Here is a 21,825-nt window from a genome sequence, read left to right as displayed (position 1 = left end):
GGATGAAGCCGGGATGAAGCCGTGGCATGCGAAGCTCTGGCCGCTCGATCGCTTTGAGACGCGGAGGCCGGTGTGGAGTTCCTTCGGCTGCCGCCGCGGTACATCCACTGGGTGGGCGTCGCTCTGCTCAACGCGGCGGTCGCGGTCTTCTGGCGCTGAGAGGAATGACGGCTGATGAACGCTCTCAAGGATCGGGTGGCCCTGGTCACCGGCAGCTCACGAGGGATCGGCGCGGCGATCGCGATCGCGTTCGCGCAGGCCGGCGCCCGCGTCGCGGTGCACGGCAGGGACGAAGCCGCGCTCGCCGCGGTCGAGGCGCGCATCGCCGGGCTCGGCGGCGAGGCCACCAGCGTGCGGGGCGACGTGACCGTGGCCGCCGACCTCGCCCTGATCCGCGAGCAGATCCTCGAACGCTACGGCCAGGTCGACGTGCTGGTCGCCAACGCCGGCAGCTCGGACAGCCGGCCCACCCCCATCGAGGACATCACGGAGGAGAGCTGGCGGGCCGACGTCGACCGGAACCTGACCGGCACGTTCCTGACCGTGAAGACGTTCCTGCCCGACATGAAGCGGCGCCGTACCGGCAACATCATCACGCTGTCCTCCGCGGCCGGGCGCAAGCCGAGCGAACGGACGATCGTCGCCTACGCCGCGGCCAAGGCGGGCGTGCAGGTCTTCACGCAGGATCTGGCCGCCCAGGTGGGGCCGTTCGGGATCCGTGCCAACTGCCTCGCCCCCGAGACGGTCCTCACCGAGACGAACCAGCGGTGGATACCGGCCGACGTCCAGCGCTCGCTCGCCGAGGCGCACCCGCTGCGGCGGCTCGGCACCCCTGAGGACGTCGCCCGGGCCGCGTTGTTCCTCGCATCAGACGATTCGAGCTGGATCACCGGCGTCATCATCGACATCGCCGGTGGCGCGGTGCTGGTCTGAGGGCAGCACCGCGCGGTGGGTGATGGTGAGCAGGTGCCCGCTGACCCCGAGCAGCGACGGCACCGATTCCATGGAGCGCTGGGCGTCCAGCAGGAGTGCCCGGCGTTCCGGGTCGTCAAGCCAGTCGTTGACGTCGCCGTACAGCCAGAAGGCTCCCTCCAGCCCGTAGCGTTCGACGACGGGGAACCCGGCGTCGGCGAATTCGCCCGGGACCTCGTCCGGGTCGTGCAGGTAAGCGCTGAAGCCCCGGACAGGCGACAGCATGATGCCGTTCGCGGCGGCCGCGTGGGCGGCCTGCCGTAGGTGTTCGTGCAGGTAATGGCCCAGGTGTACGGTGTCGAGTACGGCCGCGTGGCGGTTGATCGTCGCCGCCGCCACCAGACCGCCGGGCCGCACCACCCGTTGCGCCTCCGTGAGAGCCAGCACCCGTTCGGCCCGGTCGGGCAGGTGGTAGAGCGGGCCCAGCAGCAGGACCACGTCCGCGCTCTCGTCGGGCGCCGGCAGGTGCCGGGCGTCGCCGGGCCGCGCCGTCACCCCGGTCAGCTCGGCGGCCCGCGCCACATGGAGCGGGATCGGATCCAGCAACTCGACGTCATAGCCGTCGGCGGCCAGCCATTCGGCGTGCACGCCCGGGCCGCCGCCCACGTCCAGAACACGTGCCGGCGCAGGAGGAAGCAGCCGGCGCAGGACATCCTGTGTCCGCCAGAACTCCAGCCGGCCGCGGCCTTCGCGAAGGCGGTCGTGCTCTCTGTCCTGCTCGTAGTACGCGAGCAGCTCTTTCGTCATCGCCATACTCGATCATGCCGGAGGGCGGAGATCGCGGGCAAAGGCTTAACGCCCTCAGCGGCGCGGCCGGTACCGCTCCAGGAACAGGTCGACACCGTCGGTGAGGAGGCGGTCGGCGAGATCCCGGGGCAGGCCGGCGCCGATCGAGCCGACGATCAGATGAGGGTAGATGGTCAGGCTGAAGAACTGCAGGACGGCCAGCTCGATGTCGGCGATCGCCAGCTGGCCGCGCGCGCACAGATCGCCGAACAGCTCGCCCAGCGCGACGGCGGAGTGGGCCGGGCCGTGCTCCTGATAGGCCTGGCCGAGCTGCGGAAAGCGGCGCAGCTCGCCGGTGACGAGGTTGCGCAGCGCCATCCTGGACGGATCGGTGGCCGCGACCGTCAGGGCGCGGGCGGTGTGGAGCAGGGCCTCGCGGATGTCCCCGGTGCCGGCGAGGCTGGTACGGACCTCCGCCATCGTCGTGTGCGCCTCCCCCATCGCCTGGCCGACGACCTCGGTGAACAGCTCTTCCTTGCTGCCGAAGTGGTTGTACACGGTCACCTTGGACACGCCCGCCGCCGCGGCGATCAGGTCCATGCCGGCGTCGTATCCCTCGCGGATGAACGTCTCGCGCGCGGCGGCAACGATGGCCTGCCGGTTGCGTTCGGCGCGCTTGCCCGTCGGCGCCGGCGACCTGGCGCTGTCTCTGCCCACATCCGCATATTACCTCTAACTGAACTCTTGAGTACAGGATCAACTGTCCTGTACTGTTCAGTTCAGTTAGAGGAAAGGATGAACGTGAGCGAGATTTGGGACGTGGTCCACGCCGAACGCGCGGCGCTGATCCGAGACCTGGAGGCCCTTCCCGCCGAGCGGTGGGCCACACCGTCGCTGTGTGCGGGGTGGGACGTTCACGACGTCATGGCCCATCTCACCGATGACGCCAAGACCACCCGCCTGAGCTTCCTGCTCCGCCTCGCCGCCGCCCGCTTCGACTTCGACCGCTACAACAACGCGGGAGTCACGCGGGAGCGGGCCGGCGACCCGCTGCTCACGCTCGCCTCGTTCCGCGCCGCGAGCCACCGGACCACCAGCGCGCCGGTGGCCGAGGCCAGCCGGCTGGTCGAGGCGTTCGTCCACGGAGAGGACATCCGGCGGCCGCTCGGCCTCAGCCGGGACTATCCGGCCGCGCACGTCGCCACCGCGCTGCGTTTCCAGCTCGGCACCGCCGTGGCGTTCGGCGGCGGCAAGGAGCGCGCACGCGGGCTGCGCCTGATCGTGACCGACGCCGGTTCCGACACCGGCGAAGGTCCCGAGGTGCGCGGCACCGCTCTGGCGCTGCTGCTGGCCGTGTCCGGGCGGCCCGTTCACGCAGATGAGCTCACGGGGCCCGGCGCCCCGGCACTGACCCGAGATGGAGGGCTTCACCATGGTTGACACCCGGAGAACGTCGCGCGACCTCGATGCCACGTTCACCGCCTCGATCGTTCCCGATGCCAACAGCGGCTGGCCATGCGTACGGCTGCCCGGCTCCGCGGACGTCTTCGGCACCGGCAAGGCCGTCAAGGTGGCGGGCACCGTGGACGGGCACGCCTATGCGGCGACCCTGCTGCCGATCGGCGGAGGAACGCACATGCTGCCGCTTCGCGCACCCTTCAGGAAGGCCATCGGCAAGGACCTCGGCGACGAGGTGACGGTGCACCTGACGCACCGGTTCTCCTGAGCGGGCCTCCCGGCCGCGCGTTCAGCGGCACATCGCGTCGATGAGGTCGGAAAAGTGCGGGAACTCGGCTCGTGCGGCGGCCACGATCGCGGCGGGGTCACGGCGGCGGCCGGGCCGGTCGTGCCGGCCCGGGCCACCTCGGCCAGGGCCGTGGGCAGTGCGAGATCTTCAGGTATGTCCGCCACTCCCGAGATATTAAACGATCACGGGCCGAGGTCAGCCGAGACGGGGGTCGGGGCCCTCGGTGATCCCCCACATCTCCGCGAGGCGGCCGTCGTCGATGCGGAAGATCTCGATCAGCGTCGGCCGCGCATCGCCGCCCGGGGCCGCGATCCCCTCGACGGTCGAGCGGATGGCGACTCGGTCGCCGTCGACCAGGATGTCCTCCGCGACGACGCGCATGTCGGGGAACTGCGTGGTGACCTGGCGCCAGACGTCCTTGCCCGCCTCGAACCCGGTGGTGCCGAGCGGGTGACTGAAGTAGGCGGGGGTGAACAGATCGGCGGCCTGGTCGAACTGCCGGGTGTTGAAGCACTCCTGCATCCGCTGCACCAGGGCCCGTGCGTCCTCGCGTGTGGTCATGGGCGTGATCTCCTCAAGGCCGGTGGATCGGCGAGCGGCGCGAGCCTCTAAGCGGTGCGCCGCCCCGGTTACCTTTCCGGAGTATACGGTGCGCCGCCCCGGTTATGCTAGGAACACGATGGCCAGCCGATCGCCGAAGCCGCCGGCAGCTCCCGGGAGTGACCGCGAGCTGCGAGCCGACGCGCGCCGCAATCGTGAGCAGGTTCTCCGCACCGCGCAGCGGTTGTTCGCGGCGGAGGGTCTCGGCGTTTCGCTGGACGAGATCGCCCGCCGCGCGGGCGTCGGCCCCGGCACCGTCCACCGGCACTTCCCCAGCAAGGAAGCCCTGTATCTCGCCGTCTCGATCGATCAGCTGAAGCAGCTGGCGGCGGAGGGCGAAGCGCTCGCCGCCACCGGCGATCCCGCGGCCCTGTTCACGCTGCTGTCCCGGATGATGTCCAGCGGCGCCGAGAACGCGGCCGTCAAGAGCGCGCTCCTGGCCGCCGAGTTCGACGTGCGCACCGCCGCCCCGGACGTCGCGGCCGACCTCACCAGCCGGGTCGCGGACCTGCTCGGCCGCGCGCACGCGGTGGGCGTCGTGCGCCCCGACCTCACCGCCGACGAGGTGATGGCACTCGTCGCCGGCGCTTTCGCCGCGATCCGCCACGCCAATGCCGAAAGCAGCCCCGAACGCTCGGCGCGCATCGCCCGGCTCATCCTCGACGGGCTGCGCCCCCGCACCACGTCCTGACCGCCCCCGCGGGGTAGACGGCAAACGTTTACGGATCATCCATCCAAGATCACCCGGTTGGACGCTGGTGATCTTTACGTTTACGACGTTTGTGCAATGCCCCCCACCGCACGTGGAAGGACATCAATGCGCATTTCCGCTCGGGCATTCATCGTCGCCTTAGCGACGGGCCTGGTTCTCAGCTCCGCGAACGTGGCCGGCACCCCGGCCTTCGCGGACGTGGACCCCGCCCTGGCAGCCCTCACCCAAGTGGTTCCCGAGATCGTCGAGGAGGCCAGGACCACCCCGCCGACCGAGATTCCCGACGGCGACGTCCAGCGGCCCTTCGCCGTCGCGACGGACCCCGACCGCACCCTGGTCGCGACCGTCGGCGAGAGCGACATCGGCATCGGCATGCCGGAGGCGGCGGGCACCGGCAACCAGCCGCTGCCCGGCCTGGTCACCTACGCCGCGAAGTCGCCCAGTGTCGCCTTCGCGCACCAGCGCACCGGCCAGATCGCCCGGGCGATGACCATCATCAAGGACGCCTCGGCGCCGACCGAGTACCGGTTCCCGATCTCCGCCCCCGAGGGCAGCATGCTGGAGGTCGAGGAGGACGACGGCACCGTCCTGATCTACAACAACGACTTCTATCTCGCCGAGATCGACCTGCCCTGGGCCAAGGACGCCGCCGGTAACGCCGTCCCGACCTCGTACCGGGTGGAGGGCATGACGCTCGTCCAGACGGTCAGCCACGTGGGCGCCGCGTACCCCGTGGTCGCCGACCCCGCGCTCAAGCTGCAGTGCGAGTGGTGGAAGGCCATGTGCCGGCTCATCTTCTCGAAGAAGCTCACCAAGAAGATCTATGGCGCCTGGTTCGTCGCCGGCGTCGCCGGCGCCATCGAGGCGATGAAGGGCGCCTGCGACAAGCTCAAGGGCAAGGCCAAGCTGATCTGCAAGATCGCCTACACGGCGGGTGGCGCGTCGGCCATCTACAAGGTCCGTGAAGCCGCCAACAAGAACCAGTGCTTCGCCGTCCGGTTCCAGGCGCCGGGCATCGTCTGGTACGAGGTCCGCAAGAAGAGCTGCCAGAGCAAGTAGGCCCGCACCGTCCTGACGCCCCCGCCCGGGTCCGGCGGGGGCGTCCCCTTACGCGCGCCCTCCCTCCCCTTACGCGCGCCCCGTCCGCTTACGCGCACTCCCTCCCGGAGCACCCATGCCTGCCCTCCTGTCACGGGCCCTCGCCGGTGGCCTCGCCCTCCTGCTTCTCCCCCTGGCGGCGCCCTCATCGGCCGCGGCCGTCCCCATCCAGAAGCCGGGCGACGATCCGAGCGCCCCCGCCGCCCTCGCGGCCGAGCCGAGCGCGCCCGACGAGCCCTCCGCCCGGCTGTCGGCCCGCCTGACCGGCCGCCGGGTCGAGGTCGCGGACGCCCGCACCGAGACCACCACCACCTACGCCAATCCGGACGGCACGCTCACGGCCGACTCGTTCGCCGGTCCCGTGAGGTTCCGCCGCGACGGCGCGTGGGCCCCGGTGGACATCTCGCTCACCAGGGCGGCGTCGGGCGAGATCGTGACCAAGGGCCACGGCCGGGCGCTCCGGCTCGGCGGCGGACGCACGGGCGCGGCGCGGACCGCCGGCGCGGCGGGAGCCTCCGACCTGATCACGATCGGCGCGGGCGCCACCAAGGTGACCCTGCAGTGGAAGGGCGCGCTGCCCGTGCCGCGCCTGTCCGGGGAGACGGCCACGTACCCGGACGTCATGCCGGGCGCCGACCTGGTCGTCACCGCCACCAGGACGGGCGCCGAGCAGTTCCTGTCGCTCAGGTCTCGCCCGGCCGCGCCGCTGACGTACACGCTGGGCCTGAAGGCCCCGGGCCTCGAACCGCGCCGGTCGGCGGACGGCGGCGTGGCGCTGGTCGACGCCTCGGGCAGGACCGCCGTCACCATCCCCGCGCCGGTCATGTGGGACGCCTCCACGCATCCGGTCTCCGGCGAGCACCTGCGCCGCGTCCCCGTGGCCATGAAGGTCTCCGGCCGCGACCTCGTCCTCACCCCGGACCCGGCCTTCCTGAACGACCCGGCCACGACGTACCCCGTCACCGTGGACCCGTCGCTCAACCTGGGCCAGGTCTTCGACACGTTCGTGCAGGAGGGCTACGGCACCGACCAGTCGGGCGCCACCGAGCTCAAGATCGGCGACAACGGCAGCGGCCAGGTGGCCCGGTCGTTCATCACGTGGAAGACGCCCGGCATCGCAGGCAAGAAGATCCTCTCGGCCACGCTCAAGCTCTGGAACCACCACTCGTGGTCGTGCGGCGCCCGCTCGTGGGAGGTGTGGTCGGCCAACAAGTCCTCCACGGCGTCGCGCTGGCCCGGCCCTGCCATGGTCAAGGAGTACGCCTCCTCCAGCCAGACGAAGGGGTACGGCACCGGCTGCGCCGACGGCTGGGTCACCGCCAACGTCACCTCGCTGGCGCAGCACTGGGCGGACATGGCCTACAAGGAGTCCGGCATGGGCCTGCGGGCCACCAGCGAGACCGACGAGTACGCCTGGAAGCGGTTCAACTCGGGCAACGCCTCGTCGCACGTGCCGGTCGTCTCACTCACGTACAACTCCTACCCGAGCACCCCGGTCTCGACCTGGGTCTCGCCGTTCAGCGACTACGACGGCACCCACTGGACCAGCTCGCTCACCCCGCAACTGCGCGATCACGTGCGCGACCCCGACGGCGGCAACGTGCGCGGCCTGTTCGACGTGTACGCGGGCACGACGCTGCTGATCGACAACCTCTACGGCGGGTACGTGGCCAGCAACGGCTTCTCCGGCGCGAACGTGCCCGCCGGCAAGCTGGCGAACGGCAAGACGTACACGATCCGGTCGTGGGCCGACGACGGCTCGCTGACCTCGAAGGCGTACCAGACGAAGGCGTTCTCCGTGGACACGGCCAAGCCGCCCGCGCCCAAGGTGACCTCGGCCCTCTATCCGGACGACGGCGGCTGGCACGGTGACGCGGGCAAGGCGGGCACGTTCACCCTCACCCCGGCGAGCACCGACACCGGGTGGATCGCGTACAAGCTCGACGGCGCCGCCACCACGAAGGTGCTGACCACCGGCGCGGCCGTCACCGCCACGCTGACCCCGGCCACGACCGGCGCGCACACGCTCAGCGTGCACACCATCGACAAGGCGGGCAACGCCTCGCCGGTCACGGCCCACACCTTCAACGTGGGCTCCGGCGCGGCCGTGGCCTCGCTCGCCGCGCCCTCGGACGGCCTGCGCAGCATCGGCAAGGTGCCGCTCGCGGTGACGGGGACGGGCTTCACCCAGGTCAGCTTCCAGTACCGCCGGTCCGATACCGACGCCTGGGCGGACCTGCCGGTGGCCAACGTCACGGGCGCCGACGGCAAGCCGCTGACCGCCTGGCCCGTGGCGGCCCCCAACGGGGTGTCCGGCCTGGTCTGGGACGCCGGGACGCAGCTCGGCGACGCCGCCGTCCAGGTGCGGGCGCTCGTCTCGGGCGCGTCCGGCGATCCGGTGGAGTCCCGTACGGCCGAGGTCGTCGTGGACCGCCGCGCCACCCGGGCCGCCACCGGCGAGGTCGGCCCCGGCGTGCTGAACCTGCTCACCGGCGACTACCTCCTCCGGACCACGGCGGGCGGCCCCTTCGGCCTGACGCTCACCCGCGCGGCCTCCTCGCGCGACCCCGGCACGGCGTGGTCGCCGGTCCTGACCCAGCTCAAGGAGACCACGGCCACCTCCGTCGAGCTGACCAGGGCCGATGGCACGCTGGTGCAGTTCACCAGGACCAGGGACGGCTGGCGGCCGGAGCCCGGGGCCGAGGACCTGACCCTCACCGGCGCGTACACGCTGACCGACGCCCGCGGCGAGGTCACCGCCTTCACCAAGCAGGGGCAGGTGTACGTCCCCGAGGGCCACGCCTACGAGCAGGCCGGCGACCGGCTCATGTCGCTCACCCGCTCCGGGCACACCCTCCAGCTCGGCTACGACGCCGCCGGCCGCCTGGCCACCGTCTCGCTGAAGGGCGCGGTGATCACCCAGTACGGCTACGACGGCGCGGGCCGGCTCGCCGAGGCGTGGGACCCGCGGCTCAGCCCGCCGCTGAAAACGCTCTACGGGTACGACGCGGCCGGCCGCCTGGCCACGCTGACCCCGCCCGGCGAGCTGCCGTGGACCTTCGCGTACGAGACCGACGGCCGCCTGCGCTCCGTCGCCCGCGCCACGCTCAAGCCCGGCACCGCCGACCAGGTCGCGGGCGAGGCGAAGACCGTGATCGGGTACGGCGTGCCGCTCACCACGGCGGGCGGCGGCCCGGCGGACGTGACGCTCCGGCACGTGGCCGCCTGGGGCCAGACCGCAGCGCCCGTGACCGCCACCGCGATCCACCCGCCGGGCTCCACGAACCGCCCCACCGTCACCTACCTCGACGAATCGGGCCGGCCGGTCAACGTGCTGACCCCGGGCGGGCACCTGTCCGCCACCGGCTACGACCGGCACGGCCACCCGGTGCGCGTGCTCACCGCCGCGAACAGGGAGCTGTCGCAGCGGCCCGAGACCGACTACCGGCTCGTCGAGCTGGCCATCACCGGCTACGGCCCGGACGAACGCGCCGAGCTGCTGTCCACCCTCTCGGCCTATGACGCGACCGGCCGCCGCAAGGTGGAGGAGCTGGGCCCGGTCCACATCGTGAACCTGGAGTCCGACGTGGACGACCTGCCCGCCGGGTACGCCATCGGCGCCAGGATCCGCACCGTCAGCACGTACGACGAGGGCCGGCCTGCCGCCGCGGCGGCGCGCGACCTGCCGACCACGACCAGGGCCGGCGCGGTGATCGTCGGGCGTGAGTCGAAGCCGGACGTGGACGTCAGGACCACTGCCATGGCCTACGACTGGGCCACGGGACGGCGGCTCAGGACGGTCCGCGACCCGGGCGGCCTGGCGGTCACCGCCGAGACGGCCGCCCCCGCGCTCTACACGGCGACCGGCGCCGCACCCTGCGGCGGGCACGCCGAGTGGGCCGGCCTGGTCTGCCAGGACGGCGGGCGGACCTACACCTACACGGCCTCGGGCCTGCCGCGCACGGTGACCGAGGGCGGCACGGTCACCACGATCGGGCGCGACCAGGCCGACCGGCCCGTCACGATCCAGGCCGGCGGCGAGGCGGCGATCTCCATCGGCTACAGCCCGGCGTCCGGCCGGCCCGCCGAGCGGTGGCGCGGCACGGAGAAGATCGTGACGGCCTACGACCGGCTGGGCCGGGCCGTCTCCCACACCGACGCGGACGGCGGCGCCACCCGCACCGAGTACGACGACCTCGGCCGCCCGGCCAAGGTCATCGACTCGGCCCCGTCCACCCGCGTCTACGCCTACGACCACACGGCCGAGCCGCGCGGCCTGCTCACGTCGGTCACCGACTCGGTGGCGGGCACGTTCACCGCCCGGTACGACGCCGAGGGCCGCCAGATCGAGGGCGGCCTGCCGGGCGGGCTGCACGTGCAGTCGCCGTACGACGAGCGCGGGCAGATCTACGCCCAGATCTACACGCGGGACGGCCTCGAGGGGCCGGTGATGATCGATCAGATCGGCCGGAACGTCCACGGGCAGGAGCTGCTGCGCATGCGTACGGACGCCATGATCGAGCGGCAGTCCGGCTACGACAAGGCGGGCCAGCTCACCTCGGCGCTGGAGATGGCGTTCCCGATGTGCACGCTGCGCCGCTACGACCACGACGGCGCGGGCAACCGGGTCCGGCTGGCCGTACAGGCGTCGGACGAGGACTGCCCGGTGGCCGACGACTCCGCCGCGAGCATCACGGCGTACGCCTACGCCGCCGACGGCCGGCTGACCGGCGACGGCTACGGCCACGACCCGGCGGGCCGCACCACCTCGCTGCCCGGCGGGCGGAGCGTCGGCTACTTCGCCGACGGCCTGCCCGCCAAGCAGACCTCCGGCGGGAGCACCCTGACGTGGACGCGCGACCCGGCGGGCCGGATCAGGTCGGAGACCACGGAGGCGGGCGCGGTCACCGTGCACCACTACGGCTCCGACGGCGACCGGCCGTCCTGGGCGGTGGCGAGCGGCGCGGTCGTCCGGCACGTGGCCGGCCCCGGCGGCGACCTGGCCGCACTCACGGGCGCGACCGGGGCGGTACGCCTCCAGCTGCTCACCGTCGACGGGCACGTCGGCACCGAGCTGGCGCTCGACGACGGCCTGGCGACCGTGATCGGCTACGACGAGTTCGGGGTGGCCTCCCAGCCGCGCCGTTACGGCTGGCGGGGAGGCGCGCTCAACCCGGCCACGCTGGACGGGACCGTCCTGGTGGCGGGGCGTCTGTACGATCCGTCGCTGGGCCGCTTCCTGCAGCGGCCGTACTGACAGCTTCGCGGTGACCGGCTCGTCAGGAATCGAGAAGCGCCGGTCACCTGGCCGCACCTAGCGTGATCGTCATGGACATCACCGTCCGACGGCCCCTGAGGAGACGACCATGACGCTCTCGCTCGACGTAGTCACGCTCGGCGTGCCGGAGGTGCAGGCCGCGCACATCTTCTACAAGGCCGCGTTCTCCCCCACCGCCGCGGACCACGGCCGGCACGTGCGCCTCGACCTGCACGGTGCCGGACAGGTCGCTCTGCACGGGATCGAGGCGCTGGCCGCGGACGCGCAGGCGGAGCCCGCGACCTCGGGTTTCCGCGGCTACGTCCTGTCCTTCATCGTCAGCCAGCCCAGGGAGGTGGAAACCGTACTGAACGCCGCCTTCCAGAACGGCGCGAGGGTCCTCAAGCCGGCGAAGAAGTCGCTGTTCGCCGGCTTCTCCGCGGTTTACCAGGCGCCGGACGGCGCCATCTGGAAGCTGGCGGCGCCCATCAGGAAGGACACCGGTCCCGCGGGAGAGCCCCCGCTGCCGACCGAGACCGCGCTCTTCCTCGGCGTCGCCGAGCCGAACGTGTCCAAGGTCTTCTACACGGCCTTGGGCATGATCGTCGACAGGGACTACGGCAGCAAGTACGTCGACTTCCGCCTGGCCCCTGGCACGTGCCGGCTGGGTCTCCTGCCCCGCCAGGTCCTCGCGAAGGACGCGGGCGTCGGCGAGGCCGGCACCGGCTTCCGCGCGATGGTCCTCACGTGCGAGACCGGGTCCCGCGCGGAGGTGGACGCCCTCGTGGCGGCGGCGGTCTCCGCGGGCGGCCGTGTCGCCGTCGCGGCCGGTGAGACGGAGCAGGGCTATTCCGGGCACTTCACCGACCCGGACGGTTTCCTGTGGAAGGTGGTCTCCGCGTGAGGACACCGGCGGCGCGGTGATAGCGTTTTTCCATGACCAGGGAGGACCTCGCCGATCTCGCGCGCCTGCGCCGGGCGCGGGACCTGATCGACCGGGATTTCGCCAAGCCGCTCGACGTGCCGACGATGGCCCGCCACGCGCTCATGTCGCCGTCGCACTTCTCGCGGCGATTCCGGGCAGCCTATGGCGAGACCCCCTACAGCTATCTCATGACCCGCCGGATCGAGCGGGCGATGGCGCTGCTGCGCGGGGGCATGAGCGTGACCGACGCGTGCATGACGGTCGGCTGCACCTCGCTCGGCTCGTTCAGCTCGCGGTTCACCGAGGTCGTGGGTGAGACGCCGAGCGCGTACCGCGGCCGCGACCATCAGGCGGTGGCGGCGATGCCCACGTGCGTGGCGAAGGTGCGCACGCGGCCGACGAGAAACGTGCCGGGCAAGGTCCGCGAAGAGGGCCACGCCGCCGCATAACGTGGGCGGCATGACCATCGCACTCCAGTATTGCCACATCACCGTCAACGACGTGGACGAGTCGCTCGCCTTCTACCGTGACGGGCTCGGCTTCGAGGTACGCAATGACGTCGCCTCCGGCGGGTTCCGCTGGGTCACCCTCGGCAGCGCGACGCAGCCGGGTGTCGAGCTCGTGCTCTCGGAGCCGCACGCCGGCCGTTCGCAGGCCGACGGCGACGCCCTGCAGGAGCTGCTCATCAAGGGTGTCCTGCCGATGACCATCTTCAGCACCGACGACCTCGACGCGACCTTCGAGCGGGTCAGGGCGGCCGGCGCCGAGGTGCTGCAGGAGCCCATCGATCAGCCCTGGGGGCCGCGCGACGGCGCGTTCCGTGACCCCTCGGGCAACATGATCCGGCTCCAGCAGGCGCCCAAGGCGTCGTCGTAGAGCGGAGAAAGGGGGGCGCTTGGCAACTCCGGTGCGACGTGGCACGATCGCGCAGGTGACCAGCAGACCCGCCGCGGTGCAACGCTTGCGCGACCTCGCGCGGCTGCGCCGTGTCCGCGACCGGATGGACCGGGAGTACGCGCAACCGCTGGACGTCGAGGCGCTCGCCCGGGGCGTGAACATGTCGGCCGGGCACCTCAGCCGCGAATTCCGGCTCGCCTATGGCGAGTCCCCCTACTCCTATCTGATGACGCGGCGCATCGAGCGCGCGATGGCGCTGCTGCGTCGTGGCGACCTCAGCGTCACCGAGGTCTGTTTCGCGGTCGGCTGCTCGTCGCTCGGCACCTTCAGCACCCGCTTCACCGAGCTGGTCGGCGTGCCGCCGAGCGTCTACCGGCGCCGGGCGGCGCGCACCACGGCGGGGATGCCGTCGTGCGTGGCGAAGCAGGTGACCAGGCCGGTCAGGAATCGAGAAGCGCCGGTCACCGAGCCGCAATTAGCCTGATCGGCATGACCATCACCATTCACGCGACCTTCCTCCCGCACAGCGACCCGGAGGCCTCCCTGGCCTTCTACCGCGACGTCCTGGGTTTCGAGGTCCGCGACGACGTGGGTTACGACGGGATGCGCTGGATCACGGTCGGGCCCGCCGACCAACCGGGCATGTCGATCGTCCTGGAGCCGCCGGCCGCCGTCCCCGGCATCACCGAGGACGAGCGCCGCATCATCACCGAGATGATGGCCAAGGGCACCTATGCCGGCATCCTCCTGGCCACCGCCGACCTCGACGGCACGTTCGAGCGGCTGCAGGCCGGCGACGCCGACGTCGTCCAGGAGCCGACCGAGCAGCCGTACGGGGTGCGCGACTGCGCCTTCCGCGACCCGGCGGGCAACATGATCCGCATCCAGCAGCTGCGCTGAGCCTACTGTTCCCGGCGGGCGGCGAAGCTCAGCAGGGTGATCGACGGGCGCAGATCGCGCGGGCCGGGCAGGACCGAGATCTTCCTGAGCGTTCTCGACCCCCAGGCCTTGCGGCCGGGCGGCGGCTGCAGGTCTTCGGCGGTGGCCACGGCGGGGATCTGCGCGGGCAGGCGGGCGGCCTCGGACACCGACAGGCTGAACGGCATGGGCGGCACGGTGTAGCGGTCGGACGTGCGGTAGCCCTTCATCGTCCGGTTCCGGAACGGGGCGGGGATCGAGTCGAAGAACAGCCGGCCGCCGGGGAAGCGCGCGGCGCAGTCGGCGATCAAGGACATCACCTGGTCGCGTTCGAGGTACATGAACAGGCCCTCGGCCGAGATGAACACGCCACGCGCCGGATCGACGGCGTCCATCCACGTGCGGTCCAGCGCCGAGGCCGGGATCGCGGTCATCCGCGGCTCTTCAGGGAGCACGCGTCCGCGCAGGCCGATGACGGGTGGCAGATCCACCGACAGCCAGTCGACGCCGGGCTGTCCCAGCCGCCAGTAGGTGGTCTGCAGGCCCTCGCCGAGTGCGACCACGGTGGCGGCGGGATGCCGGTCCAGGTAGGCGCGGATGGCGATGTCCAGGGCGAGGGCGCGCAGCGGATGGGTCTGGCTGGGCTTGCCGAACTGTTCGTAGTCGTAGTCGATCCTGCGGTAGAGGCGCTCCGCCAGCGGGTCGTGGAACGCGGAGCCGGGGTGCATCGACTCCTCCGCGCGGTTGCGCAGCGTCCACAGGCAGGTGGCCGCCACGCCGTCGAGAGTCGTTCCGTCGATCTTGTCTTCGGTCATACCCACCCCTAGATGAGTTAGGTAAGGCTTATTATCTCGCGGACCCTGCGGCGCTTATCGCGATGTGAGCGCCCGGCGACGGCTCGCGTGTCCGCAATGATCGCCGGTCGCGGGCCGCCGGGCGTCCTGCCAGGGGAGACTCCGGCCGCTACGACACCGGGAGGAGAAATCGCCCGCCTACCTCGCGGGAAGTAGCCTCGCCCGAGCTCAGGAGCGCGGGCGGCTCGGATCGGCTCCGTAGCGCAGCCCGTCGACGAGGAGCGCGACCATGCGCTTGCTGTACGTGACTCCCTCTTCGGCCACGGGCATGCACAGGTGGGCGACGGCGTACAGGAGGTCTCTGGGGCTGAAGTCGGCCCGGATCTCGTCGTTGGCCGCCGCGGCGTCGAGCAGCGACCCGAGGGTGGGTCCGAGCCGCTGCATGAAGTAGCCGGGCAGGGCGTCGAACGCCGGATCGCCCGAGTGCAGGGCCGTGGCGAGCCCCCGTTTGGTCGCCAGGAACTCGGTGTAGCGGTGCAGCCACCTCGCGAGCGCCTCCCCCGGCTCGTGCGCCGCGCTCAGCGCCGGGGCCGCGTCGGCGCAGGCGTCCACCTCGCGCTGGAACACGGCCTTGACCAGGTCCGAGCGCTGCGGGAAGTGCCGGTACAGGGTCCCGACGCCGACGCCGGCCAGGTCCGCGATCTCCTTCGCGGGCGCGTCCACGCCCGACGTGGCGAAGACGGCCTTCGCCGCCTCCAGCAGGGAGTCGACGTTGCGTTGCGCGTCGGCGCGCAGCCTGCGCGGCGCGCGTCCGAGTGCATCCTGACCCACGCCCTGGCCCACGCCCTGACCTATCGAGCCGGCCGGCGCCGTGTTCTCCGTCACGACCCTCCTCCATTTGCATAACCGGAAAGCCTTTCCGTATAGTTCCGGAAAGACGTTCCACTTCGGTCCAGGATACGGCATCCAAGAACACCTGCCACACCTCGACCACACTCTTCAGGAGAAACCGCATGCAGTACCGCACCCTCGGCCGGACCGGCATCAAGGTCAGCCCGTACGCGCTCGGCGCCATGATGTTCGGAGCCGTCGGCAACCCCGACCACGACGACTCGATCAAGATCATTCACAGGGCCCTGGACGCGGGGATCAACTTCATCGACACCGCCGACATGTACTCCAGCGGCGAGTCCGAGGAGATCGTGGGCAAGGCGCTCAAGGGGCGCCGCGACGACGTCGTGCTCGCCACCAAGGCCCGGTTCCCCGTGGACTTCGACCCCAGAGGCGCCACCCCCGTCGTCCCCAACCGGTCGGGCGCCTCACGCCGCTGGCTGATCCGCGCCCTGGACGACTCGCTGCACCGCCTGGGCACCGATTACATCGACCTGTTCCAGATCCACCAGCCCGACCCCGACACCGACATCGAGGAGACCCTCTCGGCGCTCACCGACCTGGTCCGCGCAGGCAAGGTCCGGGCCGTCGGCACCTCCTCCCTGCCCGCCTCGGACATCGTCCGCTCCCACTGGGTCGCCGAGCGGCGTGGCCTGACCCGGCTGCGCACCGAGCAGCCTCCGTACTCGATCCTCAACCGCGGCATCGAGCGCGAGGTCCTGCCCGCGGTCCAGGAGTACGGCATGGGCGCCCTGGTCTGGAGCCCGCTCGCGGGCGGCCTGCTCACCGGCCGCTACCGCAAGAACCAGGAGAACGCCACGCACCGCTCCCGGTTCGGCTTCCGGCACCTGAGCGACGAGCGCCGCCTGGACGCCGTCGAACAGCTCATCCCGCTCGCCCAGGACGCCGGGATCCCGCTGACCCACCTGGCCCTGGCCTTCGCGATCGCCCACCCCGGTGTCACGTCCGCGATCATCGGGCCGCGCACCATGGAGCACCTCGACGACCTCCTGGGCGGCCTCGGCGTCACGCTCACCGACGAGATCCTCGACCGGATCGACGAGATCGTGCCGCCCGGCACCGACATCGGCACGCTCGACATGGCCTACAACCCGCCCGCCATCGTGCACGCGCACCTGCGCCGCCGGCCCGCCGGCGAACGCGCCGCCGCCTGACCGCCGCACGCCCAGCTCGGAAGGACTGATCTTCATGACCCACAAGCAGCACCCCATCGGGACCGGGTTCACCGCCGCGTCCACGGCCGCCGACGTCCTCGCGGGCATCGACCTGACCGGCACGAACGTCATCGTCACCGGCGGCCACGCCGGGCTCGGCCTGGCGACCACCCGGGCGCTCAGCGACGCCGGCGCCTCCGTCACCGTGGGCTCGCGCGACCCGGACCGCGCCGCGGTCGCGCTGGCCGGGATCGAGCGCGTCGAGGTCAGCCGGCTGGACCTGCTCGACCCCGCGTCGATCGACGCCTTCGCGGCCCGTTACCTCGATTCCGGCCGTCCGCTGCACATCCTGGTCAACAACGCCGCCCTCGCCGGCTCCGGCGGGCCGATCCGGGACGCGCGCGGCTATGAGGCGCAGTTCGCCACCAATCATCTCGGCCACTTCCAGCTGACCCTGGGCCTGCTGCCCGCGCTGCGCGCCGCCCACGGCGCCCGGGTCGTCAACGTGTCGTCCGGTGCCCAGCGGTTCTCCGGCATCCGCTGGGACGACCCGCACTTCACCACCGGGTACGACGGTCAGGCCGCCTACGCCCAGTCCAAGACCGCCAACGTGCTGTTCGCCGTCGAGCTGGACCGCCGCTGGGCCGACGACGGGATCCGCGGCTACGCCGTGCATCCGGGCATCGTCGCCGGCACGGCCCTGAACAGCACGGCGGGCGAGGAGCAGTTGCGGGCCATGGGGCTGATCGACGAGTCCGGCCGGCCGATCATCGACCCCGGTCGCGGGAAGAAGAGCCCGCAGCAGGGGGCGGGCACCATCGTGTTCGCGGCGGCCAGCCCGCTCCTCGCCGGGATCGGCGGTGTCTACCTCAAGGACAACGACATCTCACCGCTGGACGACGAGCCGAAGCCCTTCCCCGTCGGCCCCGACGCGGAGGTCCCGGCCGACATCACGTCGCACTCCATCGACCCGCGGTCCGCCCAGCGGCTCTGGGAGCTGAGCGAAGAGTTGATCAAGGCGTGACGTCCTGCGCCACGCAGTAGGCGGCGGCGCCCACCGCGGCGGCCATGCGGCCGAAGGCGCCGACGACCGGGTCAGGCGCCTCCCGGACCTCACGTGACCGCGTCAGGCGCCTCCCGGATCCCGCGTGACCGCGTCAGACGCCTCCCGGATCCCACGTGACTGGATCAGGCGTCTCCCGGATCAGGTCGGTCGCCCGTACCGGCCGCCCGGGGGGTGTCGGGCGCGGCGTCGTAGCCCTCCTTCTTGAGCGCACGGCGGTAGGCGGCGTCCATGATCCGCCGGATCGGCCGGGCGAACACGGCCAGCGACCTGGCCAGCCAGCGCAGCGCCGGCTTCTGCACGCCGAGTTGCCGGGTCGTCGCCGCCATCAGCTCGGAGCGCGTGGCCGCGTCGGCGCGGTTGGCGTGGTCCCAGACGTTCGCGGCGGCGACGGCCTGGTTCGGCCGGACTTCGGCCCGTTCCACGGTGACGATGAGGGCGGTCTGCGGGACGGCGCTGCCCAGCGCCATGTCCGCCAGCAGCGTCGCGTCGTCCGTGACGACGGCGGTGCCGCTCACGTGCAGCACGTCGGTACGGCCGGGAACGAGCATCGCCGCGGCGAACCCGTCGTCGGCGAGCAGGTTGTGGGAGGTGTCCGCGCGCTTGTTGCCGCGCCGGTCCGGGATGGCCAGCGTGTGCCCGTCGATCACCCGGACGAAGCCGGGCGTGTCACCGCGCGGGCTCGTGTCGCCGCCGCCGTCGCGGTCCCAGGAGGACACGACGAAGAACGGCGTGGCCCGCAGGAAGCCGAGGACGCCCGCACTGGACAACGGGCCACCGGGGACAACGGCGCCAGACAGCGACCCGTCGGCGACGGCGGCGCCAGACAGCCACCCGTCGGCGACGGCGGCGCCGGACAACAGCCCGTCATCGTCGGCGGTGGGAGTCGGCGGTCCTGCGGCGGACGTGGGCGGAACGATCGGGGACCACAGCCGGGATCGGAGGATCGCGCGGGCACAGTGGACGTACGCCTGGCTGACGGCGACGACGATCCGGCCGGGGGATCGCCCGGCGACCGAGCCGTTCACCCGGAGGGTCTCGCCGACGCCGGGCAGCAGGAAGACGAAGGAGACCGCGCCCGACGCCTCCGCATCGGAGTCGAAGGCGATCCGCGCCGGCGATTCGACCTCGGCGAAGCCGGGCCTCCCGCCGACCACAGTCGTCCGGGGCCGCCCGTCGCCGTCGCGGTAGCCGAAGCCCGCGAGCGGTGCGAGGGCGAGCATGCGCCGGCAGGCCTCGTCCAGCTCCGGGAGCTCCTTCATCCTCACCAGCGCCGGCGGGCGGCCGATGATCGCTTCGAGCTGCGCCACGGTCGTGATCAGGTTCATCCGGCCGCGTCCGGTGAGCCGGCCGGTACGCCCGGAGCGTCGAAAAGCGCCTTGAGCGCCTGGACGTGCCCGGCATAGGCGCGCCGTCCCTCGGCGGTGAGGCTCACCCAGGTCCGCACCCGGCCCCGGCCGGTCGGCTTGGAGATCGTGAGGTAACCGGCATCCTGCAGCACCTTCAGATGCTTGCTCAGCACGGAGTCGGCCACGCCGAGAACGTCCCGCAGCACCGCGAACTCCGCGCTGGACGAGGCGGCGAGCACCGCGCAGATCCGCAACCGGTTCGGCGCGTGCACCACCTCGTCGAACCGCTCGCTCATGCGCCCGCCCGCAGATGGGCCCGCACCGCGGTGACGAACCGCCGGCCGAGGACGATCGTGGCGGCGAACCCTGCCACAGCCAGGCACCACACCGGCCACCGCAGGCCGGTCAGGGTCCCGAGGCCGAGAGCCGCGACGACGGACAAGACCGTCAACCCGCCCATCGCGGCGAGCCACCGCCCGGCGGGCCCGGCTTCGAAGCCGGACACCCAGACCCCGGTCAGGCTGCGATAGACGCGAGTGAGCGCACCGCTGCCGACGAGGAGCAGCACGACGCCCCCGACCTTGACCGCGGTGCCGCCGAACCCGCACGCGAGCACGCAACCGGCGAGCAGCAGCCCGTAGGTCGGGTGATACCACCACGGAGTGATCAGGCGGTCGGCGACGGCCGCACGGGCTTCCGCGATGACGGAAAGACTCTCGGCACCATTACTTTCCATAATGGAAAGTCAATCACATTCCAACTTGGAAAGTCAATGCGCGACCCCAGGTCAGGCCTCGCCACCGCCACATCGTCCACGCATAGCGAATGTATTGATCCCGGCGGCCACCCTGATGTCACACGAACCGAGAGAAGGAGACGCCGACATGACCGCCGTCCGCTCGCACCGCTACTCCGTCGCCGACGCCGACCTGGAGGAGTTCCTGGCCCGCCGCAGGTCCCTGGTCACGGCCATCAGGAAGGGACATCCCGGGCTCACCCGCGTCGCGCTGATCCGGCTCGACGACGGCACGTACACCGACACCTGGTACTGGGAGCGCGCCGAGCAGCTGGCCGCCGCGCTGGCCGCCATCAGCACCTTCGCGGAGGCGCCGCCGGCCATGGCCCTCACCAAGGACGCCACCGCCCAGAACGGCCGGGTCGTCGACGAGCACTGAGCCGATCGGACCGGTACCCTGCTCGCGAACTCCACCGGTGAGGAGTCCCACCACGTGTCCAAGTCGACCGGCGTTCCCTCCGCGACGGCGAACCGCTCGTATCGTGACGTGCTGCGCAACAAGCGCGTGGCCGGACTGCTCCTCGGCGACCTGCTGGCCAACATCGGCACCGGCATGATCATCGTGGCCATGCCCGTGCAGACCCTGCGCATCCACGGGCGCATACCCCCGGCGATCGCCATCGGGATGGTGGAGGCGGCGCCGTTCATCCTGTCCACGGTCGTGGCACTCGGCATCGGCCTGGGCAGGGTGCGGATACCGCCCCGCACCCTGCTGATCGCCGACTGCGTGCTGCGGGCGCTGACCTTCACGGGCCTGGGCCTGGCCGCCGTGACCGGCAGGCTCAGCCTGTCGCTGCTGATCGGCGGGCTGCTGCTGGGCGCGGCCTGCCGGATGGCCGCTGCCGGCAGCCGCCGGCTGCTCGCCACCTCGATGGCGGAGGAGCCGGAACGGTACGGCGTCAACGCCCTGCTGGGCCTGAACGGCAACGTCGCACTCTACGTGCTGGGGCCCGTGGCCGGCGGGCTCCTGGTGGCGGCCGGCGGCCCCGGCGTCGTGTTGTTCGCCGACGCGTGCGGCGCGCTGTTGCTCCTGGCCTGCGTACTGCGCTGGGTGCCGCGAACGGGGGCCCACGCGGAGACAGGAACGGGGACGGCGGAGGCGAGGACGGCAGGGACGGCGGCGCCGACGGATTCCGCGGACGCGCGGCAGGACGAGTCCGGGTGGCGCATCCTGCGCCGCCGCCCCGTGGCCGCCCGGCTGCTGGTCGTGGTGTTCTTCTTCAACTTCCTCTACATGCCGATCGAGGTGGCACTCCCCCTGTACGTCCAGGGCACCCTGCACAGCGGCGCGTCCGGCCTCGGCCTGCTCTGGGGCGCCCTGGGAGCCGGCGCGATCGCGGGCGCCGCCCTGGTCAACCTGATGCGCGGCCTCCCCCAGCGCCACCTGCTGGTCGCGATCATCGGCCTGTGGGCGCTGTGCCCGATCGCCCTGGCCGCCGTGGACGACCTGACCGCCGCGATGATCGTGTTCGCGCTGGGCGGCCTGGTCTGGGCGCCGTTCACCCCTGTCTCGTACAGCTTCCTGCAGTCCGGCCTGCGGCCCAGCGAGCAGCAGCCGGTCGTGACGCTCTGGACGACGGGGTCGGCGCTCGCTGCCCCGCTGGGCCTCGTGGCCGGCGGCCCGCTCATCCAGCTCACCGGCACCGGCACCGGCCTGGTCGTCTCGGGCCTCCTCACCCTGCTGCTGGTGCCCATCGCGGCGGTGAGCGTTCTGAAGCGGGGTGTTCGTTAACCGGCTCCATACATGCAAATATCTAAGGTCCTAGGACATTAGATGCATGGAGGAACCGGTGATCGAGTTCCATCTGGACGGCAAGTCCGGTGTCGCGCCGTATCTGCAGCTCGTCCAGCAGGTACGCCACGCGCTACGGCTCGGCGTGCTGCGCGAGGGCGATCGGCTGCCGA

General features: G+C 71.8%; 23 protein-coding genes. 15 read left to right on the top strand and 8 right to left on the bottom strand.

Features of this window, described 5'->3' with window-relative positions; all coding sequences use genetic code 11:
- Window positions 1-174: 174 nt before the first annotated feature.
- Window positions 175-933, top strand: a complete 759-nt coding sequence (locus tag ABEA43_RS48060) for an SDR family NAD(P)-dependent oxidoreductase (RefSeq protein ID WP_345572798.1) — start codon at window positions 175-177, stop codon at window positions 931-933.
- Here ABEA43_RS48060 and ABEA43_RS48055 read toward each other — a convergent pair.
- Entirely contained in the window at window positions 868-1,719 is an 852-nt protein-coding gene (locus ABEA43_RS48055) for a class I SAM-dependent methyltransferase (protein WP_345572797.1), read from the bottom strand. The two genes, ABEA43_RS48060 and ABEA43_RS48055, sit on opposite strands and share 66 nt — an antisense overlap.
- Before the next feature lie 54 nt (window positions 1,720-1,773).
- Window positions 1,774-2,415, bottom strand: coding sequence for a TetR/AcrR family transcriptional regulator (locus ABEA43_RS48050; protein WP_345572796.1), 642 nt, complete (start codon window positions 2,413-2,415; stop codon window positions 1,774-1,776).
- A gap of 84 nt (window positions 2,416-2,499) precedes the next feature.
- Here ABEA43_RS48050 and ABEA43_RS48045 point away from each other — a divergent pair, with 84 nt between their 5' ends.
- Window positions 2,500-3,138 carry a maleylpyruvate isomerase family mycothiol-dependent enzyme gene (locus ABEA43_RS48045; RefSeq protein ID WP_345572795.1) on the top strand — a complete coding sequence of 213 codons (639 nt, stop codon included), beginning with the start codon at window positions 2,500-2,502 and terminating at the stop codon, window positions 3,136-3,138.
- Window positions 3,131-3,424, top strand: coding sequence for a DUF1905 domain-containing protein (locus tag ABEA43_RS48040; protein WP_345572794.1), 294 nt, complete (start codon window positions 3,131-3,133; stop codon window positions 3,422-3,424). Before ABEA43_RS48045 ends, ABEA43_RS48040 begins: the two co-directional genes overlap by 8 nt.
- A 216-nt stretch (window positions 3,425-3,640) precedes the next feature.
- Here ABEA43_RS48040 and ABEA43_RS48035 read toward each other — a convergent pair whose 3' ends face one another.
- Entirely contained in the window at window positions 3,641-4,006 is a 366-nt protein-coding gene (locus tag ABEA43_RS48035) for an ester cyclase (RefSeq protein WP_345572793.1), read from the bottom strand.
- 118 nt (window positions 4,007-4,124) lie between these two features.
- Here ABEA43_RS48035 and ABEA43_RS48030 point away from each other — a divergent pair, with 118 nt between their 5' ends.
- The 8 genes from ABEA43_RS48030 (at window position 4,125) to ABEA43_RS47995 (ending at window position 13,834) form a co-directional block, all read left to right on the top strand.
- A complete protein-coding gene (locus ABEA43_RS48030; protein WP_345572792.1) occupies window positions 4,125-4,736 on the top strand; it encodes a TetR/AcrR family transcriptional regulator in 612 nt (203 codons plus the stop codon).
- Between the two features lie 126 nt (window positions 4,737-4,862).
- Complete coding sequence (locus ABEA43_RS48025; protein WP_345572791.1) at window positions 4,863-5,816, top strand: hypothetical protein; 954 nt, start codon at window positions 4,863-4,865, stop codon at window positions 5,814-5,816.
- A gap of 115 nt (window positions 5,817-5,931) precedes the next feature.
- The gene (locus tag ABEA43_RS48020; protein WP_345572790.1) at window positions 5,932-11,112 is read left to right on the top strand and encodes a DNRLRE domain-containing protein; all 5,181 of its coding nucleotides are present in this window, start codon (window positions 5,932-5,934) and stop codon (window positions 11,110-11,112) included.
- A 109-nt stretch (window positions 11,113-11,221) separates the two neighbouring features.
- On the top strand, window positions 11,222-12,016 hold the full coding sequence (locus ABEA43_RS48015) for a VOC family protein (protein ID WP_345572789.1): 795 nt from the start codon (window positions 11,222-11,224) through the stop codon (window positions 12,014-12,016).
- A gap of 32 nt (window positions 12,017-12,048) precedes the next feature.
- Window positions 12,049-12,486: a helix-turn-helix transcriptional regulator gene (locus tag ABEA43_RS48010; protein WP_345572788.1), complete on the top strand. Its 438-nt coding sequence runs from the start codon at window positions 12,049-12,051 to the stop codon at window positions 12,484-12,486.
- Between the two features lie 10 nt (window positions 12,487-12,496).
- Entirely contained in the window at window positions 12,497-12,913 is a 417-nt protein-coding gene (locus ABEA43_RS48005; protein WP_345572787.1) for a VOC family protein, read from the top strand.
- 55 nt (window positions 12,914-12,968) lie between these two features.
- A complete protein-coding gene (locus ABEA43_RS48000) occupies window positions 12,969-13,418 on the top strand; it encodes a helix-turn-helix transcriptional regulator (protein WP_345572786.1) in 450 nt (149 codons plus the stop codon).
- Window positions 13,419-13,423: 5 nt separating this feature from the next.
- Window positions 13,424-13,834 (top strand): VOC family protein, encoded by a 411-nt coding sequence (locus ABEA43_RS47995; RefSeq protein WP_345572785.1) that lies wholly within the window; start codon window positions 13,424-13,426, stop codon window positions 13,832-13,834.
- A 2-nt stretch (window positions 13,835-13,836) separates the two neighbouring features.
- Here the strand turns inward: ABEA43_RS47995 and ABEA43_RS47990 are convergent, their stop codons facing one another.
- The gene (locus ABEA43_RS47990; RefSeq protein ID WP_345572784.1) at window positions 13,837-14,667 is read right to left on the bottom strand and encodes a class I SAM-dependent methyltransferase; all 831 of its coding nucleotides are present in this window, start codon (window positions 14,665-14,667) and stop codon (window positions 13,837-13,839) included.
- A gap of 207 nt (window positions 14,668-14,874) precedes the next feature.
- Window positions 14,875-15,531: a TetR/AcrR family transcriptional regulator gene (locus ABEA43_RS47985; protein ID WP_345572783.1), complete on the bottom strand. Its 657-nt coding sequence runs from the start codon at window positions 15,529-15,531 to the stop codon at window positions 14,875-14,877.
- Between the two features lie 128 nt (window positions 15,532-15,659).
- On the opposite strand from ABEA43_RS47985, the gene ABEA43_RS47980 reads away from it, so the two are divergent.
- Both ABEA43_RS47980 and ABEA43_RS47975 read left to right on the top strand, forming a co-directional pair.
- Window positions 15,660-16,712, top strand: coding sequence for an aldo/keto reductase (locus ABEA43_RS47980; RefSeq protein ID WP_345572782.1), 1,053 nt, complete (start codon window positions 15,660-15,662; stop codon window positions 16,710-16,712).
- A gap of 34 nt (window positions 16,713-16,746) precedes the next feature.
- Window positions 16,747-17,736 carry an SDR family NAD(P)-dependent oxidoreductase gene (locus ABEA43_RS47975; RefSeq protein ID WP_345572781.1) on the top strand — a complete coding sequence of 330 codons (990 nt, stop codon included), beginning with the start codon at window positions 16,747-16,749 and terminating at the stop codon, window positions 17,734-17,736.
- 164 nt (window positions 17,737-17,900) lie between these two features.
- Here the strand turns inward: ABEA43_RS47975 and ABEA43_RS47970 are convergent, their stop codons facing one another.
- The 3 genes from ABEA43_RS47970 to ABEA43_RS47960 are packed head-to-tail and all read right to left on the bottom strand — an operon-like array spanning window position 17,901 to window position 19,860.
- Window positions 17,901-19,103: a pyridoxamine 5'-phosphate oxidase family protein gene (locus ABEA43_RS47970; protein WP_345572780.1), complete on the bottom strand. Its 1,203-nt coding sequence runs from the start codon at window positions 19,101-19,103 to the stop codon at window positions 17,901-17,903.
- Window positions 19,100-19,420: a transcriptional regulator gene (locus ABEA43_RS47965; RefSeq protein ID WP_345572779.1), complete on the bottom strand. Its 321-nt coding sequence runs from the start codon at window positions 19,418-19,420 to the stop codon at window positions 19,100-19,102. The genes ABEA43_RS47970 and ABEA43_RS47965 overlap by 4 nt, the downstream gene beginning before the upstream one ends.
- Window positions 19,417-19,860 carry a hypothetical protein gene (locus tag ABEA43_RS47960; protein WP_345572778.1) on the bottom strand — a complete coding sequence of 148 codons (444 nt, stop codon included), beginning with the start codon at window positions 19,858-19,860 and terminating at the stop codon, window positions 19,417-19,419. Before ABEA43_RS47960 ends, ABEA43_RS47965 begins: the two co-directional genes overlap by 4 nt.
- 148 nt (window positions 19,861-20,008) lie before the next feature.
- On the opposite strand from ABEA43_RS47960, the gene ABEA43_RS47955 reads away from it, so the two are divergent.
- Window positions 20,009-20,299 (top strand): hypothetical protein, encoded by a 291-nt coding sequence (locus tag ABEA43_RS47955; protein ID WP_345572777.1) that lies wholly within the window; start codon window positions 20,009-20,011, stop codon window positions 20,297-20,299.
- 54 nt (window positions 20,300-20,353) lie between these two features.
- Window positions 20,354-21,652 carry an MFS transporter gene (locus tag ABEA43_RS47950; protein ID WP_345572776.1) on the top strand — a complete coding sequence of 433 codons (1,299 nt, stop codon included), beginning with the start codon at window positions 20,354-20,356 and terminating at the stop codon, window positions 21,650-21,652.
- The last annotated feature ends 173 nt before the right edge of the window (window positions 21,653-21,825 follow it).

Source organism: Nonomuraea rosea, from assembly GCF_039539705.1.
Lineage (GTDB): Bacteria > Actinomycetota > Actinomycetes > Streptosporangiales > Streptosporangiaceae > Nonomuraea > Nonomuraea rosea.
Note: the sequence above shows the minus strand (reverse complement) of the source record. Positions and strands in the feature narration are given on the sequence as shown.

Excerpts from the sequence above, each read along its gene's own strand:
- ABEA43_RS48060 (WP_345572798.1), top strand. The coding sequence starts at position 175 with ATGAACGCTCTCAAGGATCGGGTGGCCCTGGTCACCGGCAGCTCACGA.
- ABEA43_RS48055 (WP_345572797.1), bottom strand. The coding sequence starts at position 1,719 with ATGACGAAAGAGCTGCTCGCGTACTACGAGCAGGACAGAGAGCACGAC.
- ABEA43_RS48040 (WP_345572794.1), top strand. The coding sequence starts at position 3,131 with ATGGTTGACACCCGGAGAACGTCGCGCGACCTCGATGCCACGTTCACC.
- ABEA43_RS48035 (WP_345572793.1), bottom strand. The coding sequence starts at position 4,006 with ATGACCACACGCGAGGACGCACGGGCCCTGGTGCAGCGGATGCAGGAG.
- ABEA43_RS48030 (WP_345572792.1), top strand. The coding sequence starts at position 4,125 with ATGGCCAGCCGATCGCCGAAGCCGCCGGCAGCTCCCGGGAGTGACCGC.
- ABEA43_RS48025 (WP_345572791.1), top strand. The coding sequence starts at position 4,863 with ATGCGCATTTCCGCTCGGGCATTCATCGTCGCCTTAGCGACGGGCCTG.
- ABEA43_RS48020 (WP_345572790.1), top strand. The coding sequence starts at position 5,932 with ATGCCTGCCCTCCTGTCACGGGCCCTCGCCGGTGGCCTCGCCCTCCTG.
- ABEA43_RS48015 (WP_345572789.1), top strand. The coding sequence starts at position 11,222 with ATGACGCTCTCGCTCGACGTAGTCACGCTCGGCGTGCCGGAGGTGCAG.
- ABEA43_RS48010 (WP_345572788.1), top strand. The coding sequence starts at position 12,049 with ATGACCAGGGAGGACCTCGCCGATCTCGCGCGCCTGCGCCGGGCGCGG.
- ABEA43_RS48005 (WP_345572787.1), top strand. The coding sequence starts at position 12,497 with ATGACCATCGCACTCCAGTATTGCCACATCACCGTCAACGACGTGGAC.
- ABEA43_RS47995 (WP_345572785.1), top strand. The coding sequence starts at position 13,424 with ATGACCATCACCATTCACGCGACCTTCCTCCCGCACAGCGACCCGGAG.
- ABEA43_RS47990 (WP_345572784.1), bottom strand. The coding sequence starts at position 14,667 with ATGACCGAAGACAAGATCGACGGAACGACTCTCGACGGCGTGGCGGCC.
- ABEA43_RS47980 (WP_345572782.1), top strand. The coding sequence starts at position 15,660 with ATGCAGTACCGCACCCTCGGCCGGACCGGCATCAAGGTCAGCCCGTAC.
- ABEA43_RS47975 (WP_345572781.1), top strand. The coding sequence starts at position 16,747 with ATGACCCACAAGCAGCACCCCATCGGGACCGGGTTCACCGCCGCGTCC.
- ABEA43_RS47970 (WP_345572780.1), bottom strand. The coding sequence starts at position 19,103 with ATGAACCTGATCACGACCGTGGCGCAGCTCGAAGCGATCATCGGCCGC.
- ABEA43_RS47965 (WP_345572779.1), bottom strand. The coding sequence starts at position 19,420 with ATGAGCGAGCGGTTCGACGAGGTGGTGCACGCGCCGAACCGGTTGCGG.
- ABEA43_RS47960 (WP_345572778.1), bottom strand. The coding sequence starts at position 19,860 with ATGGAAAGTAATGGTGCCGAGAGTCTTTCCGTCATCGCGGAAGCCCGT.
- ABEA43_RS47955 (WP_345572777.1), top strand. The coding sequence starts at position 20,009 with ATGACCGCCGTCCGCTCGCACCGCTACTCCGTCGCCGACGCCGACCTG.